Annotated in this window: 11 protein-coding genes, 2 tRNA genes and 1 riboswitch; of the genes, 9 read left to right on the top strand and 4 right to left on the bottom strand. The window is 73.7% G+C overall.

Annotated elements, in window-relative coordinates:
* Positions 1-122 precede the first annotated feature (122 nt).
* Positions 123-1,484, bottom strand: coding sequence for a cytosine permease (locus OG871_RS19230; RefSeq protein ID WP_371498164.1), 1,362 nt, complete (start codon positions 1,482-1,484; stop codon positions 123-125).
* Positions 1,475-1,626, bottom strand: a riboswitch (TPP riboswitch). Its footprint overlaps the gene before it by 10 nt.
* A 222-nt stretch (positions 1,627-1,848) precedes the next feature.
* On the opposite strand from OG871_RS19230, the gene OG871_RS19225 reads away from it, so the two are divergent.
* The 3 genes from OG871_RS19225 to OG871_RS19215 all read left to right on the top strand — a co-directional run bounded on the left by OG871_RS19225 (position 1,849) and on the right by OG871_RS19215 (position 4,461).
* Complete coding sequence (locus OG871_RS19225; protein WP_371498162.1) at positions 1,849-3,432, top strand: S1C family serine protease; 1,584 nt, start codon at positions 1,849-1,851, stop codon at positions 3,430-3,432.
* A 61-nt stretch (positions 3,433-3,493) separates the two neighbouring features.
* Positions 3,494-3,581 (top strand) — tRNA-Ser (locus OG871_RS19220).
* A 190-nt stretch (positions 3,582-3,771) separates the two neighbouring features.
* Positions 3,772-4,461, top strand: coding sequence for a histone deacetylase (locus OG871_RS19215; RefSeq protein ID WP_371498160.1), 690 nt, complete (start codon positions 3,772-3,774; stop codon positions 4,459-4,461).
* A 22-nt stretch (positions 4,462-4,483) separates the two neighbouring features.
* Here OG871_RS19215 and OG871_RS19210 read toward each other — a convergent pair whose 3' ends face one another.
* Positions 4,484-5,680: an Ig-like domain-containing protein gene (locus tag OG871_RS19210; RefSeq protein ID WP_371498158.1), complete on the bottom strand. Its 1,197-nt coding sequence runs from the start codon at positions 5,678-5,680 to the stop codon at positions 4,484-4,486.
* 257 nt (positions 5,681-5,937) lie between these two features.
* Between OG871_RS19210 and OG871_RS19205 the strand changes: the two genes are divergently transcribed.
* On the top strand, positions 5,938-7,302 hold the full coding sequence (locus OG871_RS19205) for an FAD-binding oxidoreductase (RefSeq protein WP_371498156.1): 1,365 nt from the start codon (positions 5,938-5,940) through the stop codon (positions 7,300-7,302).
* 416 nt (positions 7,303-7,718) lie between these two features.
* Positions 7,719-7,904 carry a hypothetical protein gene (locus OG871_RS19200; RefSeq protein ID WP_371498155.1) on the top strand — a complete coding sequence of 62 codons (186 nt, stop codon included), beginning with the start codon at positions 7,719-7,721 and terminating at the stop codon, positions 7,902-7,904.
* A 245-nt stretch (positions 7,905-8,149) separates the two neighbouring features.
* On the opposite strand, the gene OG871_RS19195 is transcribed toward OG871_RS19200, so the two are convergent.
* Positions 8,150-9,253: a DMT family transporter gene (locus OG871_RS19195; protein ID WP_371498153.1), complete on the bottom strand. Its 1,104-nt coding sequence runs from the start codon at positions 9,251-9,253 to the stop codon at positions 8,150-8,152.
* Positions 9,254-9,393: 140 nt separating this feature from the next.
* On the opposite strand from OG871_RS19195, the gene OG871_RS19190 reads away from it, so the two are divergent.
* From OG871_RS19190 to OG871_RS19180, 3 genes are all read left to right on the top strand, one after another.
* The gene (locus tag OG871_RS19190; RefSeq protein WP_371498151.1) at positions 9,394-10,305 is read left to right on the top strand and encodes a DUF1906 domain-containing protein; all 912 of its coding nucleotides are present in this window, start codon (positions 9,394-9,396) and stop codon (positions 10,303-10,305) included.
* A 146-nt stretch (positions 10,306-10,451) separates the two neighbouring features.
* A complete protein-coding gene (locus OG871_RS19185) occupies positions 10,452-12,113 on the top strand; it encodes a long-chain fatty acid--CoA ligase (protein WP_371498149.1) in 1,662 nt (553 codons plus the stop codon).
* A 92-nt stretch (positions 12,114-12,205) separates the two neighbouring features.
* Positions 12,206-12,703, top strand: coding sequence for a DUF4396 domain-containing protein (locus OG871_RS19180; protein WP_371498147.1), 498 nt, complete (start codon positions 12,206-12,208; stop codon positions 12,701-12,703).
* Between the two features lie 15 nt (positions 12,704-12,718).
* On the opposite strand, the gene OG871_RS19175 is transcribed toward OG871_RS19180, so the two are convergent.
* Entirely contained in the window at positions 12,719-16,027 is a 3,309-nt protein-coding gene (locus OG871_RS19175) for a PAS domain-containing protein (RefSeq protein WP_371498145.1), read from the bottom strand.
* A 203-nt stretch (positions 16,028-16,230) separates the two neighbouring features.
* On the opposite strand from OG871_RS19175, the gene OG871_RS19170 reads away from it, so the two are divergent.
* Positions 16,231-16,321, top strand: a tRNA-Ser gene (locus tag OG871_RS19170).
* The last annotated feature ends 50 nt before the right edge of the window (positions 16,322-16,371 follow it).

Here is a 16,371-nt window from a genome sequence, read left to right as displayed (position 1 = left end):
GCGGCGGAGTCGAGGGGCTGGGTGTCCACGACGATCACCCTACGCGGGCCAGGATGGCCGAAAGCCGCCGCCATGGGGAACGTGCGGTGAACAGCTCCCCGGCGGCGGCTTCCGTGGCGGTGTCAGACCGCCTTGCGGACCAGCGTGGTCGCCCAGGTGGCGAGGGCCGCGGTCAGGAAGGCGAACAGCGAGGCCGAGGTCCACGGCTGCGCCTCGAAGCCCACCGCGGACTGCAGGTCATGCCAGAAGCCGGTCCACCAGCCGGCGACCGGGGTCGGCGCGATGAACTGGTAGGTGGCGAAGCCCACCGCCCAGGGCAGCAGCATCAGCGGACGGGCCGGGGCGTCCTGCTCCAGGTTCCAGCCGGTGCGGCCGGCGCCGAAGAAGTAGTCGACCGCGAGCACCGCGAAGAGCGGCACGAACACCGCGCCGATCAGGTAGAGGAAGTTGGTGTAGCCCGCGCTGAGCTCGTGGATCCACAGGGCGAGGCCGGTCACCAGGGCGCCGATGCCGACGGTCAGCACCCGGCGGTCGATCCGCGGGAGGAGGTTCTGCACCGACATGGCCGTCGAGTACACGTTCGCGAACGACTGGTCGGTCTCCCGCAGGACCAGGACCAGCAGGAACACCCAGCCGGCCGTCACCCCGGTGAACGAGTCGAAGATCTTCGCGCTGTCGCCGCCCTGCTGGAGCAGGGCGATCAGGCCCAGCACGTAGCACCAGACCTGGGCCACCGTGTAGCCGGAGAAGGTGCCCCAGAACGAGGCGCCCGGGGTGCGGGAGTGCCGGGTGTAGTCCGCGGCCAGCGGGACGAACGAGATCGACACCGCGATGACCGCGTCCGTGGCGGTCAGGAAGCCGTCCCAGTTGCCGGCCCCCGGGTCGGGGAAGCCCTGGCGGCCCAGCTGCACGGTGAAGTAGACCATCGCGACGCCCACCGCGATCGCCACGTACTTGCGCAGCACCGCGATCGAGCCCAGCGGCCAGATCGTCAGCACCGTGGTGAGCGCACCGGCGAGCAGCACGAACAGCCAGCGCCAGCCCTGCGTCCCGGCCACGTTCTGGGCGCCGCCCGCGATCACGATCAGCTCGAACACGCCCCAGCCGATGCACTGCGCGATGTTCAGCACGGTGGGCAGGTACGACAGCCGCGTCCCGAACAGTCCGCGCAGCACGGCCATCGCCGGAGCGCCGGTCCGGGCGCCGATCAGCGCGGCCACGCCGAGCATCGCGGTACCGATCACGGTGCCGACCACGATCGCCGTCACGGCGGCGGCGAAGGAGAGCTCCGCGCCCGCCGTCCCGAGCACCGTGGCGGCGCTGGAGAAGCCGATCAGGCTGATCCCGAGGTTGGCCCAGAGCGCGAACTGGGCGCGGAAGTCCAGGGTTCTCGGAGGTTCGGTGTCGAGCACCAGGGGTGCCTCGGGACGTTCGGCCACGGCGGTGGCGGACGTGGAGGCAGGGGAAGGCGAAACAGCCGTCATGGCCGATACTCCCTACGCCGGCATTACCCGGACAGGTTCCGGCGGTCTGCGTCCCCTCGACCACCCGCGCCGTGGTACCCATGGCGTACGGTCGAACAGCGCACTCTCAGCCTGGTTGGTCCAAGCTCCCGCGTCGTGTCAGGTTGGAGCGCCAGGCTAACGGGATCGGCGTCGAACGCCAAGGCCGGGCGGGGTGCCGTCCGCATCGCGGGACTTCTCCGCACCTCGGCCGGACGGCCGGCCGACCCCCGGTTGTCGGGAGCACCTAAGCATTCTCATGACTTCTTCAGGGGGCTGCTTACGGCAACTGAATCGGCTATGCGAAAAACTATGGCCAAGGTCCTGTCAGCTATGGAGGTCGTCCGTGAGCACCGAGCACGAGAGTGGGTCCACCGGGCCGCGGGTGGGTCAGTCCTCCGGCGTCCCAGAGGCGGGTGCTCTGTCGAAGCCGGCCGAGACCGCCGCCCCGGCGGCGCCCGGGTACATCGACGCTCCCCCGCCGGTGCTGCCCGCCGCGCCGACCGCCCCGGCCCCCGCCCCCGGCTACCTGGACGCGCCGCCGCCCGCCGCCCCGGCCGCGCCCGTCGCCCCCGCGGTGCCGGTGCTCGCCGAGGGCACGCCGCAGGGCGACCCCAACCCGTACGCCCACCCGGCGACGTCGGCCGGGTACCCGCAGGCCGCGCCGCAGCCGTCCGCCGAGGAGGCGCACCACCCGTTCGGCGCCGGGCACCCGCTCGGCGGCTGGGGTACCCCGCCCGGCGGTACGGGCGGTCCCGGGCACCCGGCCGAGTGGGGCGTACCGGGCACCCCGCCCGGCCCTCGCAAGAAGCGCGGCGGCCTGATCGCCCTGGTCGCGGCCGTCGCCGTGCTGGCCGGCCTGGCCGGCGGTGCGATCGGCGTCTCGCTGACGGACGGCAAGGACGGGTTCACCGGCTCCACCAGCCGCACCAGCACCACCGTGACGGTCGGCGACAACCAGAAGGCCCTGGACCGGGCCCCCGAGTCGGTCGCCGGCATCGCCGCCAAGGCACTGCCCAGCACCGTCACCATCAAGGCCCAGAACTCCAGCGAGTCCGGGACGGGCACCGGTTTCGTCTTCGACACCGAGGGCCACATCCTCACCAACAACCACGTGGTCGCCCCGGCGGCCAGCGGCGGCAAGCTGACGGTGAAGTTCTCCGACGGCTCCTCGTACCCCGCCTCGGTGGTGGGCCGCGCCCAGGGCTACGACGTGGCCGTGGTCAAGCTCGACAACCCGCCGAAGGACAAGCTCGTCCCGCTCCCGCTCGGCGACTCCGACAAGGCCGCCATCGGCGACGCCACCATCGCGATCGGCGCCCCGTACGGCCTCGAGGGCACCGTCACCACCGGCATCATCAGCGCCAAGGACCGTCCGGTCGCCTCCGGTGACGAGACGGGCTCCCAGGCGTCGTACATGAACGCGCTGCAGACCGACGCGTCGATCAACCCGGGCAACTCCGGTGGCCCGCTGCTCAACGCCTCCGGTCAGGTCATCGGCATCAACTCGGCGATCCAGTCCAACAGCGGCGGCTCCAGCGGCCGGGCCGGCTCGATCGGCCTCGGCTTCGCCATCCCGATCAACCAGGCCAAGTGGGTCGCCGAGACGCTGATCAAGGACGGCAGCCCGGTCTACGCGATCCTCGGCGTGCTGCGCAACGACGACTACAAGGGCGACGGCGCCCAGATCCAGACCAAGGACGTCCAGGGCACCGCGGCCGTCACCCCGGGCGGCCCCGCAGACCAGGCCGGCCTCAAGCCGGGCGACGTCATCACCAAGCTCGGCGGCATCTCCATCGACAGCGGCCCGACCCTGGTCAGCGAGATCTGGACGCACAAGCCGGGCGAGAAGGTCGAGGTCGAGTACACCCGCGACGGCAAGGCCGCCAAGGCCACCGTCACCCTCGGCGAACGCAAGGGCGACAACTGACCCGAGCACCGAAATCGGTGTGCGCCGAACCCCCCGGGACCCGTTAGGCTGGCCTCCGCCTGGAGAGCTGCCCGAGCGGCCTAAGGGAACAGTCTTGAAAACTGTCGTGCGGTGACCCCGTACCGTGGGTTCGAATCCCACGCTCTCCGCCGCCACCGGCCCCCGACCCGCACCACGGTCGGGGGCCGGTCGCCGTTCCGGCGCCGGGTGGCCGGGGATCGGCCGGACGGGTGGATCCGGGGCCAACGCGCCCTTGCCGGAACGGTCCTGACGGATCGCTCGCCGAGAATCGGGCGCCCGGGACGTGGCCCGGCTGCGACCAGGCGAGGCGGCGGGTGGATGACTTCGATTGTGGTGCGGCGGCCGGGGCCGACGCCCGAGCGCCCGTCCGGGGAGCCCGGCCTGGTCTGGTACGCCGCGTACGCCTCCAACATGCACCTCGCCCGTCTGACCTGCTACCTCTCGGGAGGTCGGCCGGCCGAGGGGACCAGGACCCTCCCGGGGGCCCGGGACCGGCGGCCGCCCGCCGGGACGGTGCCGGTGCTGCTGCCGGGGCGGCTGCACTTCGCGCTGGAGTCGCTGGTCTGGGGCGGCGGGATGGGCTTCTACGACCCGTTCGACGGCGGTGAGATGCCGGCCCGGGCCTACCTGCTGCGCCCCGGGCAGTTCGCCGACATCCTGGCGCAGGAGCGCCGCCGCGCGCCGGGCGCGGATCTGGACCTGGGCGCCGTACTCGCCGAGGGGCGTGCGCAGTTGGGCCCCGGCCGGTACGAGACCCTGCTCTGCGTCGGTGGGCTGGACGGGCATCCGGTGCTGACCTTCACCGCCCCCTGGCGCAGCGCGGAGGCCGAGCTGAACGCGCCCTCGGCGCCGTACCTGCGGGCGGTCGCCACCGGGCTGCGCGAGGGCCACGGCTGGGATGCGGACCGGGCGGCGGCCTACCTGAGCAGCCGCCCGGGGGCGGCGGGGGTGTGGTCGCCCGGCGGGGTCGTGCGGGTCCTGCGGGGAGCCGGCGCGGCCGGGGACTGACCGCGCCGGCCCGGTGGGCCGGCTACCACCTGGCCCAGTCGAGGTTCCAGCCGCTCAGCCCGTTGGCGGGGTCGAGTGCCTGCTTGTGGACCGAGCCGCGCACGGTGACCACGTCGCCGACGATGCTGTCGGCGTAGAACCGGCCGGCCGCCGAGTTCGGGTCGCCCGCCGCGGTGTCGAGCAGGCCGATGCAGCCGTGGCTCATGTTGTAGCGGCCGACCGCGGGGCCGGCGTTCGGGTTGCCGTGCACGTAGGTGCCGGTGCTGGTGAGGCGCAGGGCGTGCGGCCGCTCGGTGTCGTACCCGGCGCCCACGAGGCCGGGCACGCCTTCGGAGCGCATCCGCTCCATCCGGCTCCTGGCGGAGACCACCATGGTCCCGTTCCAGGACGGGTTGTCGTCGTCGCCGGCCGTGATCGGGATCTGCTGGTCCGGCTGGCCGGCCTTCTTGACGGTCATCTGGTGGGTGCTCGCGTCGACCTCGCTGATCTTGGAGCGTCCGATGGTGAACTCCTCGTCGCGGTCGGTCGCGCCGTACACGCCGGGGGAGACCTCGACGTTCTTGGTGCGGAAGTGCACCTTGACCTTGGTGTCGGGCTTCCAGAAGGACTCCGGCCGCAGGTCGAGTCGCCGGTCGTCGAACCAGTGGCCCTTGACCACGGTGCCGTCCGAGGCCTCGACGGTGATGGCCTTGGCGGCCGCCTCCTTGTTCTTGACGTCGCCGGCGAAGTCCACCGAGATGATCATGCCGACGCCGAAGGTCTCCCCGGTGACCACGTTGTCCTCGGCCCTGACCGTGCGCTTCGGCGTCAGCGTGGTGAAGGCGCTGGTCGCGGTGGTCGACAGCCCGTTGGCGTCGGCGGCCTCCGCGCTGACCCGGTAGGCGGTGCCGACGGCCAGCCCGGCCGCGGGGGCCCAGCCGAGCCCGTCGGGGGTGATCGCGCCCGTGACCGGCGCTCCGGCCGGGTCGGTGACGTCCACCTTGGTCAGCTTCCCGCCGGCCACCGCCACCTTGAGCGCGCCCTGCGGGGCCACCCCCTCGGCGCCGTTCTGCGGCTCGACCGTGACCACGGCGGTGGAGGTCTTCGGCGCGCTGCTCGCCGCGCCGCCCGCCGCGGCCGTGCCGGCCGGCCCGCTCGGCGACGTGCCCCCGGCGCCGCCGCACCCCGCGATCAGGAGCACCCCGCTCAGTGCCGCCAGAACTGCCGTCCGCCTGTTCATGTCTCCCCCGTCCGGCCGCCCGCGTGTGCCGGGCGGCCCCCCGTCGTCCCCTGGGGTCCCGTCGACCCCGCAGGCATGCACGTGCCGTAAGGCGCCGAGGATGCGCCCCGCCGGCCGCTGTTTCCGAACGGTTACCGAACAGGTCCGGCCGACCGCCGCCGATCCGCCCGTACGGCAGCCTTGCCGCCGCCCCCGCGCGGGGGCAGAGTGCGGAGCGGACGGGTACGAGGACGCGACCGCGAGGAGCGGAGGCCGCCATGGGTGATCTGGTCGAACGGCTGGCGCAGGGGCTGCCCGAGGGGGCCGTGGTGGTGGACCCGGACGTGGTGGCCTCCTACGCCCACGACATGGCGGGCTTCTGCGCGGCGGGGGTGCCGGCGGTGCTGGTCTTCCCGCAGACCGTGGAGCAGGTGCAGCACGTCCTGCGGACGGCGACCGACCTGCGCGTCCCGGTGGTGCCGCAGGGCGCCAGGACCGGCCTGTCCGGCGGGGCCAACGCGGTGGACGGCTGCATCGTGCTGTCGCTGGTGAGGATGGACCGGATCCTGGAGATCGACCCGGTGAACCGGCTCGCGGTGGTCGAACCGGGGGTGGTCAACGCGGCGCTCTCACGGGCGGCGGCCGAGTACGGGCTCGCCTATCCGCCCGACCCGTCCAGCTGGGAGTCCTGCACCATCGGCGGGAACATCGGCACCGGCGCGGGCGGGCTGTGCTGCGTGAAGTACGGGGTGACCAGCGAGTACGTCCTCGGCCTGGACGTCGTGCTGGCGGACGGGCGGCTGCTGCGCACCGGCCGCCGGACGGCGAAGGGCGTCGCGGGCTACGACCTGACCCGGCTGCTGGTGGGGTCGGAGGGAACGCTGGGAGTGGTGGTGCAGGCGGTGCTGGCGCTGCGGCCCGAGCCGGCGCCGCCACTGGTGCTGGCGGCGGAGTTCGCCGGTACGGACGAGGCCTGTGCGGCGGTCTGCGCGGTGATGGCCGGCGGGTTCACCCCCTCACTGATGGAACTGATGGACGCCACCACGGTGCGGGCGGTGAACGAGATGGCCGCGATGGGCCTGCCGGCGAGCACCCGGGCGCTGTTGCTGGTGGCCTTCGACGGGCCGGCCCAGTCGGCCGAGCTGGCGGCGGTGGCCGAACTCTGCCGGGCGGCGGGGGCCACCGAGGTGGTGCCGGCGGAGGACCGGGCGGAGTCCGAACTGCTGCTCCAGGCCCGGCGGCTGGCCCTGCCGGCCCTGGACCGGATGGGCACCACCATGATCGACGATGTGGCGGTGCCGCGCTCACGGTTGGCGGACATGCTCGCGGGAGTGGCGCGGATCGCCGAACGCGGCCGGCTGACGATCGGTGTGGTCTCGCACGCCGGGGACGGCAACACCCACCCGGTGGTGGTCTTCGACGCGGCGGACCCCGAGGAGGCGGCCCGCGCCGAGCGCTCCTTCGAGGAGATCATGGCGCTCGGTCTGGAACTCGGCGGCACGGTCACCGGGGAGCACGGGATCGGCCTGCTGAAGCGGGAGTGGCTGGCCCGGGAACTGGGGCCGGTCGGCCTGGAGCTCCAGCGGCAGATCAAGTCGGTCTTCGACCCGCTGGGGATCCTCAATCCGGGTAAGACTCTCTGACGTTCATTCAAATGACCATCGTCGGGACTTCTCCGGATGGCTGAAAGTGCCCTGATCGATGGCCGGCGCGCATTCTTCGGGGCGCGGATGCGTTCGTGTGCGCTGGTGGTGGTGCGAAAAGCGTGCAGTTCCGCCCCGCGCGCCCGAGCAATCCGGGCCGGTGATCCGGCTGTTCGGGCGAACTACCAGGCCAGGGGCGGTGTGTCTGCCGACGAACCGCGTATTCCCGGACTAGGCGAATCCGGGGTTATGTCACGCTAACGGGCGAAAAGCCGTTCCGGTACTGGTGCTTTGTCGATTTGTTGCGGAAGGCTGTCTCTCGGCGTCGCAGCCCGCAGGGGTTCGTCTGGCCGCGAACTCCGGCAGTTTCATCGCCCTTGCAGCCCAGGTGGGGCTGACAGCTTCTTGGAGGACTTATGGCGCGCTTCCGCAGGACCCGTCCGGCCGGTCTACTGGTCGCCGTTCCGCTCGCGGCCGGCCTGCTGTTCGCCGGAGCGGCCCCGGCCGCCGCCGACAACGGCGCACTGGCCGGTGACGGTTCCGACAGCAGCGTGGTCTCCAGCGCCGGCAGCGGGAACGTCTTCGGCTCGGTCGACGGCTGAGCATTCCGATGCCCCACTCTCCGACGCACCGACGGTGCCGCTGACGGCGGGGGCGCCCCAGCGGACGAACGGTACGGACGGACCGACGCGACACCCCGGGGAGCGGAAAGGGTCAACCGCACACCGGCTTTGACGGGCGGCACCGGCAACGGCGCCGCCCGTCGGCGTACCCCGGGGTCCGGGACCCCGGCGTCCGGCGTCGTGCGGGATCCGTGCTCAGGCCGGGCCCGGTCCCGGGACCCCCGCTACCGCCGGACGGTCAGCGTCGCTCCCACGCTGGCCGCCACCACGCACGCGATCCCCGCCACCTGCGCCCAGCCGAGCAACTGGTGCAGCAGCACCAACCCCACCAGTGCGCTCACGGCGGGGTCCAGGCTGACGATCACGCTGAACACCCGCTGCGGCAACCGTCGCAGCGCCGTCATCTCCAGCGCGTACGGGATCACCGGGAACAGCAGCGCCACCCCGGCGACGGCGAGCAGCAGCAGGGTGGGCGCCGAGGCGTCCGCGAGCCCGTGCCAGGCCTCGGCCGCACCGAACGGCGCCAGCACCAGCGCGCTGATGGTGAACGAGACGGCCAGCCCCTCGAAGCCCTGGAACGCCGCCCCGACCTTGTCGGTGAACAGGATGTACCCGGCGTAGCAGGCCGCGGCCCCGAAGGCGTAGGCCAGGCCGACCGGGTCCAGCCGGGAGCCGCCCGACCCCTCGCCGAGCAGGGTGAGCAGCGCCACCCCGCCGCCGGCCAGCAGTGCCCAGAGCAGGTGGGAGAGCCGCCTGGCCAGGGTGAGCGCCACCGCGAGCGGTCCGAGGAACTCGAGCGTCGAGGCGGTGCCCATCGGCAGCCGGTCGACGGCCCCGGCGAACAGTGAGGTCATGCCGGCCGAGGCGACCCCGAGCAGGACCGCGAGGCCCAGGTCGCGGCGGCTGCGTCCGCGCAGCCGGGGGCGGGTGGCGGCCAGCAGGACTGTGGCCGCGACGGCCAGCCGCAGGAAGGTCGCGCCGCCGACGCCGAGGACGGCGAACAGCGGCTTGGAGGCCGCGATGCCCACCTGGACGGAGAACATCGCCGCCACACACAGCAGCGGCGCCGGGATGCTTCCCAGGCGCCGCTGTGTGTCCGCGATCCAAGAGCCGGCCGTCGGCCGGTCGGCCCCGGCTGTCCTGCCGGGCGGGGGATCGGTGCTCACCGAGGGCGCCGTCCCGTGTCGTCGCCAACCACCGCGCTCGCCGGCGGGCTCGCCCTTGGGGGAGGGCGGCATGGCAAGGGCGTCGGCGAAGGATTCGCCGGTCGGGGACGCCTGCGACCGGACCGGGGTGGCCGGCCCGCAGGAGTTGGCAGTGGTGGACATGGGAACGAGTGTGACGTAAGGGGTGTCGAAGCTCCAAACTCATTACCACCAGGTGGGACGGTGCCGCCGGGCAGGTGAAGGCAGCGCCCGCCGTGCGTGCCGAACTGGAGTATGTGATGACGAATCAGTAGCTCTGGAGGGTGCGCTACTTAGGCCCGGCAGCTCTCACCGCAGCCTCCCTCGTCCTGCTCCTCGCCACCGACCGCACCGTCCTCGACCCCGCCGCGGGGGCGCCGGGCGCGGGCGCGCGGCGCGGTTCGGAACTGGCCTCCGCCACCACCCCCGCACCGCCGCGGACCGTCCTGCCCGACTCCCGCGCCCGCCGCGAGGCGCTGCCCAGGGAGTTCTTCAGCGGCGCGGGCTTCGACGCCTGTACGGCCCCGGCGCTGGAGACCATGCGGGCCTGGTGGGCCGCTTCCCCGTACCGCGCGGTGGGGATCTACACCAGCGGCGACCAGCGGGGCTGCGAGCAGCCCCGGCTCACCGCGGCCTGGGTCCGCGAGGTCCGGGCGATGGGCTGGAAGCTCGTCCCCACCCACGTCGGCCTGCAGGCGCCCTGCCGGGAGTCCGCGACCAAACCGAAGCGGATCCAGCCCGCCAGGGCCGCCGAGCAGGGCCTCCAGGAGGCCGCGGCGGCGGTGCGCGCGCTCCAGGCCCTGGGCCTGGCCGATGGCAGCCCGGTCTACCTGGACATCGAGTCCTACCCGCGCGGCGACGCGGTCTGCAGCCAGGCCGTCATCGAGTTCACCCTGGGCTGGACCCAGGCCCTGCACGCCGCCGGCTACCACTCGGGCTTCTACTCCAGCACCGACTCCGGCATCGCCGACCTGGCCGCCGCCGCCCGGGTCGGCAGCTCCCCGCTGCCGGACGCGGTCTGGTACGCCCGCTGGGACGACCGGGCCAACACGGTCGACGGCAGCGGCCTGCTCGCCCCCGACCTGTGGATCGACCACCAGCGGATCCACCAGCACCACGGCAACGTCGAGGAGAGCTACGGCGGGGCCACCCTCACCGTGGACCGGGACCAGCTGGACTCCCTGGTCGCACGCTGACCGCGCGCCCCCGGGCGGTGAGCCGCTCGTCTCATCCCGGCAACGCCTGCTGACACGGGCCCGTCGGGCCGTCAGAATCGGGCCGACACGACGTGCGCTACTCGGCGGTAGGGCGTGCCCCGCCGCTGCCCGGTCAAGGAGGACCCGTGTACAGCACGATGCAGGACGTCCCGCTCACCGTCGCCCGGATCCTGACCCACGGCTCCACCGTCCACGGCGGGTCCACGGTCACCACCTGGACCGGCGCGGAGCCCGTCACCCGGACGTACGCCGACGTCGGCGCCCGCGCCGCGCAGCTCGCCCACGCCCTGCGGGACGAGCTCGGCGTCGCCGACGCGAGCGTGATAGCGACGCTGATGTGGAACAACGCCGAGCACCTGGAGGCGTACCTCGCGGTGCCGTCGATGGGCGCGGTGCTGCACACCCTCAACCTGCGGCTGCCGGCCCACCAGCTGTCCTACATCGTCAACCACGCCGCGGACCGCGCGATCATCGTCGACGGCAGCCTGCTGCCGCTGCTGGCCGGCGTGCTGCCGCAGCTGAACCCGACCCTGCGGCACATCGTCGTCAACGGCGAGGGGGACCGCTCGCTGCTGGACGGCTTCGCCGGCACCGTGCACGGCTACGAGGAACTGATCGCGGGCCGGCCCACCGCGTACCCGTGGCAGACCGACATCGACGAGCGCCGTGCGGCCGCCCTCTGCTACACCTCCGGCACCACCGGCGACCCCAAGGGCGTGGTCTACAGCCACCGGTCGGTCTACCTGCACTGTCTGCAGGTCAACGCGGCCGAGAGTTTCGGCCTCACCTCCCGGGACCTCGTGCTGCCGGTCGTCCCGATGTTCCACGTCAACGCCTGGGGTCTGCCGCACGCCGCGTTCATGTCCGGCGCGAACCTGCTGATGCCCGACCGTCACCTGCAGCCCAGGCCGCTCGCCGAGATGATCGACCGGTTCCGCCCGACCGTCAGCGCCGCCGTCCCGACCATCTGGAACGGCCTGCTGGACGAGCTGGACGCGGGCAGCTACGACACCTCGTCGATCCGGATGGTGGTGATCGGCGGTTCGGCCTGTCCGCCCGCGCTGATGAAGGGCTTCCGGGACCGCCACGGCATCCAGGTGGTGCATGCCTGGGGCATGACCGAGACCTCTCCGCTCGGCACCTTCGCCCTCCCTCCGGGCGGCCTGACGGCGGAGCAGGAGTGGCCCTACCGGATCACCCAGGGGCTCTTCCCGGCCTCCGTCGAGGCCCGGCTGATCGGCCCGTCGGGCGAGCGGATGCCGCACGACGGGGTGGCCCAGGGCGAGCTGGAGGTGCGCGGGCCGTGGATCGCCGGCGCCTACTTCGCCGGGGCCGGGCAGCAGCCGGAGCGCCCGGAGGACAAGTTCAGCGAGGACGGCTGGCTGCGTACCGGCGACGTCGGCACCATCACCGCGGACGGCTATCTGACCCTCACCGACCGGGCCAAGGACGTGATCAAGTCGGGCGGTGAGTGGATCTCCTCGGTCGAGCTGGAGAACCACCTGATGGCCCACCCCGAGGTGGCCGAGGCCGCCGTCGTCGCCGTGCCGGACGACAAGTGGGGCGAGCGCCCGCTGGCCACCGTCGTGCTGCGGCCCGGGGCCGCGGCCGGGCTGCCCGAGCTGCGCGCCTTCCTGGCCGAGCGGATCGCCTCCTGGCAGCTGCCGGAGCGCTGGTCGGTCGTGCCGGCGGTGCCCAAGACCAGCGTCGGCAAGTTCGACAAGAAGGTGATCCGGGCCGAGTACGCGCAGGGCCTGCTGGAGGTCACCGTCCTCGGCAAGGAGTAGCCGAACCGCCGGATACCCCCCACCTGGAATACCCCTGGGGGGTATCCGGTTGTGCTGACTCGGACCGCACATCCGAGGCAGGAGGCGCCGCCATGAACCACCAGCACCACGCACACCCTGCACCGCACGAGAGCCACCGGCAGCACACCCCGGCCGACCGGAGCTGGCGCACCGCCGCCCTGGCCACCCTGCACTGCCTCGTCGGCTGCGCCGTCGGCGAGGTCCTCGGCCTGGTCGTGGGCACCGCCCTCGGCCTGCACACCGGCGCCACCGTCGCGCTGTCGATCGCGCTCGCCTTCGTCTTCGGCTACGCGCTGACCATGCGCGGCGTACGCCGGGCCGGCCTCGGCCTCGGCCCGGCGCTGAAGGTCGCCCTGGCAGCCGACACCGTGTCCATCGCGGTGATGGAGCTCATCGACAACAGCGCGATGCTCGCCGTCCCCGGCGCGATGGACGCCGGGCTGAGCGACCTGCTGTTCTGGACCTCGCTGGCCGGCGCCCTGGTGCTGGCCTTCCTCGTCACCGTGCCGGTCAACCGCCGGCTGATCGCCCTCGGCCGCGGCCACGCGGTGGTCCACGCCCACCACTGACCGGCCCGACGGCGCTCAGCCGACCGTACTGACCTCACCCATCGCCCCGATCCGACCGAGCAGGTCGACGATCCGGGACTGCACGTCCTCGGTGGTCGACCGCTCGGCGAGGAACAGCACCGTCTCCCCGGTCCGCAGCCGCGGCAGCTCCTGCGGATCCAGGTCCACCGAGGTGTACACCACCAGCGGCGTGCGGTGCAGCCGGTCGTTGGCCCGCAGCCAGTCCAGCAGCCCGACCCGGCGGCGGCGGACCTGGAGCAGGTCCATCACCACCAGGTTGGGCTGCACGCTGCTGGCCCGGGAGACCGCGTCGTTCTCGTCCAGCGCGTGCTCGACGTGCATCCCGCGCCGCTCCAGGCTGCTGATCAGCGCCGCCGCGATGTCCGGGTCGGACTCCACCAGCAGCACCCGGGCCGCGTGGTTGTCACCGTCGCGCGGCGCGAGGGCGCGCAGCAGCACCGCCGGGTCGGCGCCGTACGCGGCGTCCCGGGTGGCCTGGCCCAGACCCGCGGTGACCAGCACCGGGACCCGGCTGTTCAGCGCGGCCGTCCGCAGCGACTGCAGTGCCGTCCGGGTGATCGGGCCGGTCAGCGGGTCGACGAAGAGCGCCGCCGGGAAGCCCGACACCTGGGCGTCGACCTCCTCCCGGGAGCGCACGATCACCGGCCGGTAGCCGCGGTCCTGCAGCGCCTGCCGGGTCGACGGGTCCGGCTCGGGCCACACCAGCAGTCGGCGGGCACCGTCGACGGCCGGAGAGATCATGGTCGGCGGGTCCGCCGGGGCTGCCGCGGGCGGTTGCTCCCCGGGCCGGCCGGCGCCGGACATCGGCAGTTCCGAGACCGGGCGAGGCGGTGTCCGCGGCTCCATCCCGGCCGCCTGCTCCGCCGCCTCGGGGACCGCGACCTCCTGGCCGCCGCCGGACGCGGGCAGCGCGGGCCGCTCCACGGCCGCGGGGCCGACCGGCGCGGAGGCGTCCGGCTGGGGCACGTCCTTCGGGGCGGCGTCCGGGAACGCACTCGGGAAGGCCCCGGCGAAACCGCCGCCCATCGGACGCGGCGGCGCCAGCTCACCGAGTCCGCTGCCGACCGGCCGGGGCTGCTCCGGGACGTCCCCGGCGGCCGGGGCCGCCGCCGGCAGCTCGGGCCGGGCTGGCCGGGCGAGTTCGAGTTCGGCGGCCGGCCGCTCCGGCTGCGGATCCGCGACCGGTGCGGCCCCCGTCGCCTCGGCCGGCTCACCGGGGACGGCGAGCCGCCGCCGGCGACCGGTCGGCCGGACGGCGGGCGCACCTTCGGCGGCCGCGCCCTGCGAGGGCACCGGCACCGCGGCCGGCAGCGCGTTCTCCAGCCCCGGATACAGCGCCGCCCCGGGATCGGGGACACCGGGGATGGACAGCGCCCCCGAGGACTCGTCGCCGGACGGCAGACCCCGCCGCCGGCGGGACGGCCGGGCCGGCTCGGACGCCGGCGCGGCGGTGTCCGCGGTGGGCCCGTCCGCGGGTCCGAGCGCGATGGCCGTCCGGGGCTGCGGGGCCGCCTCGGCCTGCGCCCGGTCGGCCGCCTCGGCGCGGCCGTGGCCGAGGTCCTGCCCGGCCACCGGCTCCTGCGGCGCCGCCGCGGACTCCGAGCGCCGCTCCTCGGCCGCCTGCTTCGCCTCCGGACGACCCTCCGGCCGGCCCTGCGCCGAACCGCCCGGCTCGCCGGACCTCGCGGACGGCATCTGGGGCAGGTCCGGCAGCATCGCCGTGTCCGTCTCCTTGGGCACCCCGACCGTGCGGGCGGCCTTCGGGGCGGACGGGTCCAGCGGCAGCTCCACCACGTACGTGGTGCCGGCCCGGTTCGGCAGCTCGTGCCGCTGCAGCACACCGCCGTGGTGCTCCACGGTGGCCCGGGCGATCGGCAGGTGCACCGCGCTCGGGCGACGGGACGGCCCGCGCACCTCGATCCGCGCCACCTCGCCGCGCTGCGCCGCGGCCAGGACGACCATCGGCAGCTCGGTGCCGCCCGGCGGGAGCGCGGGCACGCCGAGCCCCGGCGCGTCGGACCGGATCCCGGTGACGTCCAGCGACGGGGTGACGCCGCTGACGTCCGCGACCAGGTGGGCCAGTGCCCTTGCCAGACGGTCCCGGTCCACCGAGAGCTCGACGGGGGCGGCGTGCACCGAGTAGCGCACCCGGCCGGGCCCGACCAGCTCGCCGGCGTGCTCGACGGCCTTCTGGACCACCGTGTCCAGGCCGACCTCGGCCCGGTCGGTCTCGTCCTTGCCGCTCTCCGCGGCGGCCTCGAACCGCTGGTGCGCGAGCACCCCGTCGATCAGTGTGGAGAACCGGCGGCACTCGTCGGCCAGCCGCCGCAGGGTCCAGTTGGCCTCCGGCCAGAGCTGTCCGGCCGGGTCGCCGGCCAGCCCGTCTATCCGCCGGTGCAGCGCGGTCAGCGCGTCCCCGAGCTCCTGCTCCAGGACGGCGGTCAGGTGCTCGTTGCGGGCGACCAGCGCCAGCTCCCTGGTCCGGTCGGTGAACGTCATCACCGCGCCGACCAGCTGGTCGCCGTCCCGGACCGGTGCGGTGGTGAGGTCCACCGTCACCGGGGTGCCGTCCTTGCGCCACAGCACCGTGCCGCGCACCCGGTGCTTGCGGCCGGAGGTCAGGGTGTCCAGCAGCGCCGAGCCCTCCAGGGCCAGCGGGCTGCCGTCGGCCTGGGAGTGCTGGATCAGCGGGTGCAGTTCGCGCCCGCCGAGCTCGCTGGCCCGGTAGTCCAGGATGTGCGCGGCGGCCGGATTGACCAGCACCACCCGGCCGTCCAGGTCGACCCCGAGGACGCCCTCGGCCGCGGCCCGCAGGATCATCTCGGTCTGCTTGTGCTGGCGCCGCAGCTCCGCCTCGACCCCGAGCCGCCCCGAGACGTCGCGGACCAGGAGCAGCAGCAGCCCCTGGCCGGCCGCGCCGGTGGACTCCCGGTACGGGTCGTACGAGAGGTAGCCGAGGCCGTCGCCGCCGGTGCGGTCGTCCTCGAAGTCGTTTCCGGCCACTTCGACCGGGAAGCTGGACCCGTCGGTACGCCGGGCGGTCATCCGGACCGGCTGGTCCAGACGTTCGGGCTCGCTCGCCTTGGGCCGCATCGAGCCGGGGATCCGGCTCGGGTCGAACTCGGGCAGCAGGTCCAGTACGCCTCTGCCGACCAGCGAGGTGCCGGGCGCCTGAAGGCTCTGGACCGCGGCCTTGTTGGCCTCCACCACGGTGCCGTTGCTGTTGACCAGCAGCAGCGCATCGGGCAGGGCGTCGAGTATCGCGGCGAGGCGAGCAGCGCCTCGGGTCGGCCTGCTGCTCACGTCGACAGGTCTCCTCACGGCTGGGGGCCGCCGCTGCGACTCGCGGCACGCGCTCTCCTCGGGAGACTGGAGTATCTCATTCTTCTTTGCGCCGTGGACGACCCGGCTAGTAACGTTGTCGGTGGTTGGTGCCGGAGCCTCAGGCTGTGGCATCATCGCTTTCGCGCGGAGTGCATCGCAGCAAGCGGTGCGGTCCGAGTGGAGGAGGCGTCGCCTAGTCCGGTCTATGGCGCCGCACTGCTAATGCGGTTTGGGTCTTAAAGCCCATCGAGGGTTCAAATCCCTCCGCCTCCGCCTCCACGGAGAGCCCCGTCGGTGAGAAACCGACGGGGCTCTCTGCGTTG

It is taken from the genome of Kitasatospora sp. NBC_00374, assembly GCF_041434935.1.
GTDB lineage: Bacteria > Actinomycetota > Actinomycetes > Streptomycetales > Streptomycetaceae > Kitasatospora.
Note: the sequence above shows the minus strand (reverse complement) of the source record. Positions and strands in the feature narration are given on the sequence as shown.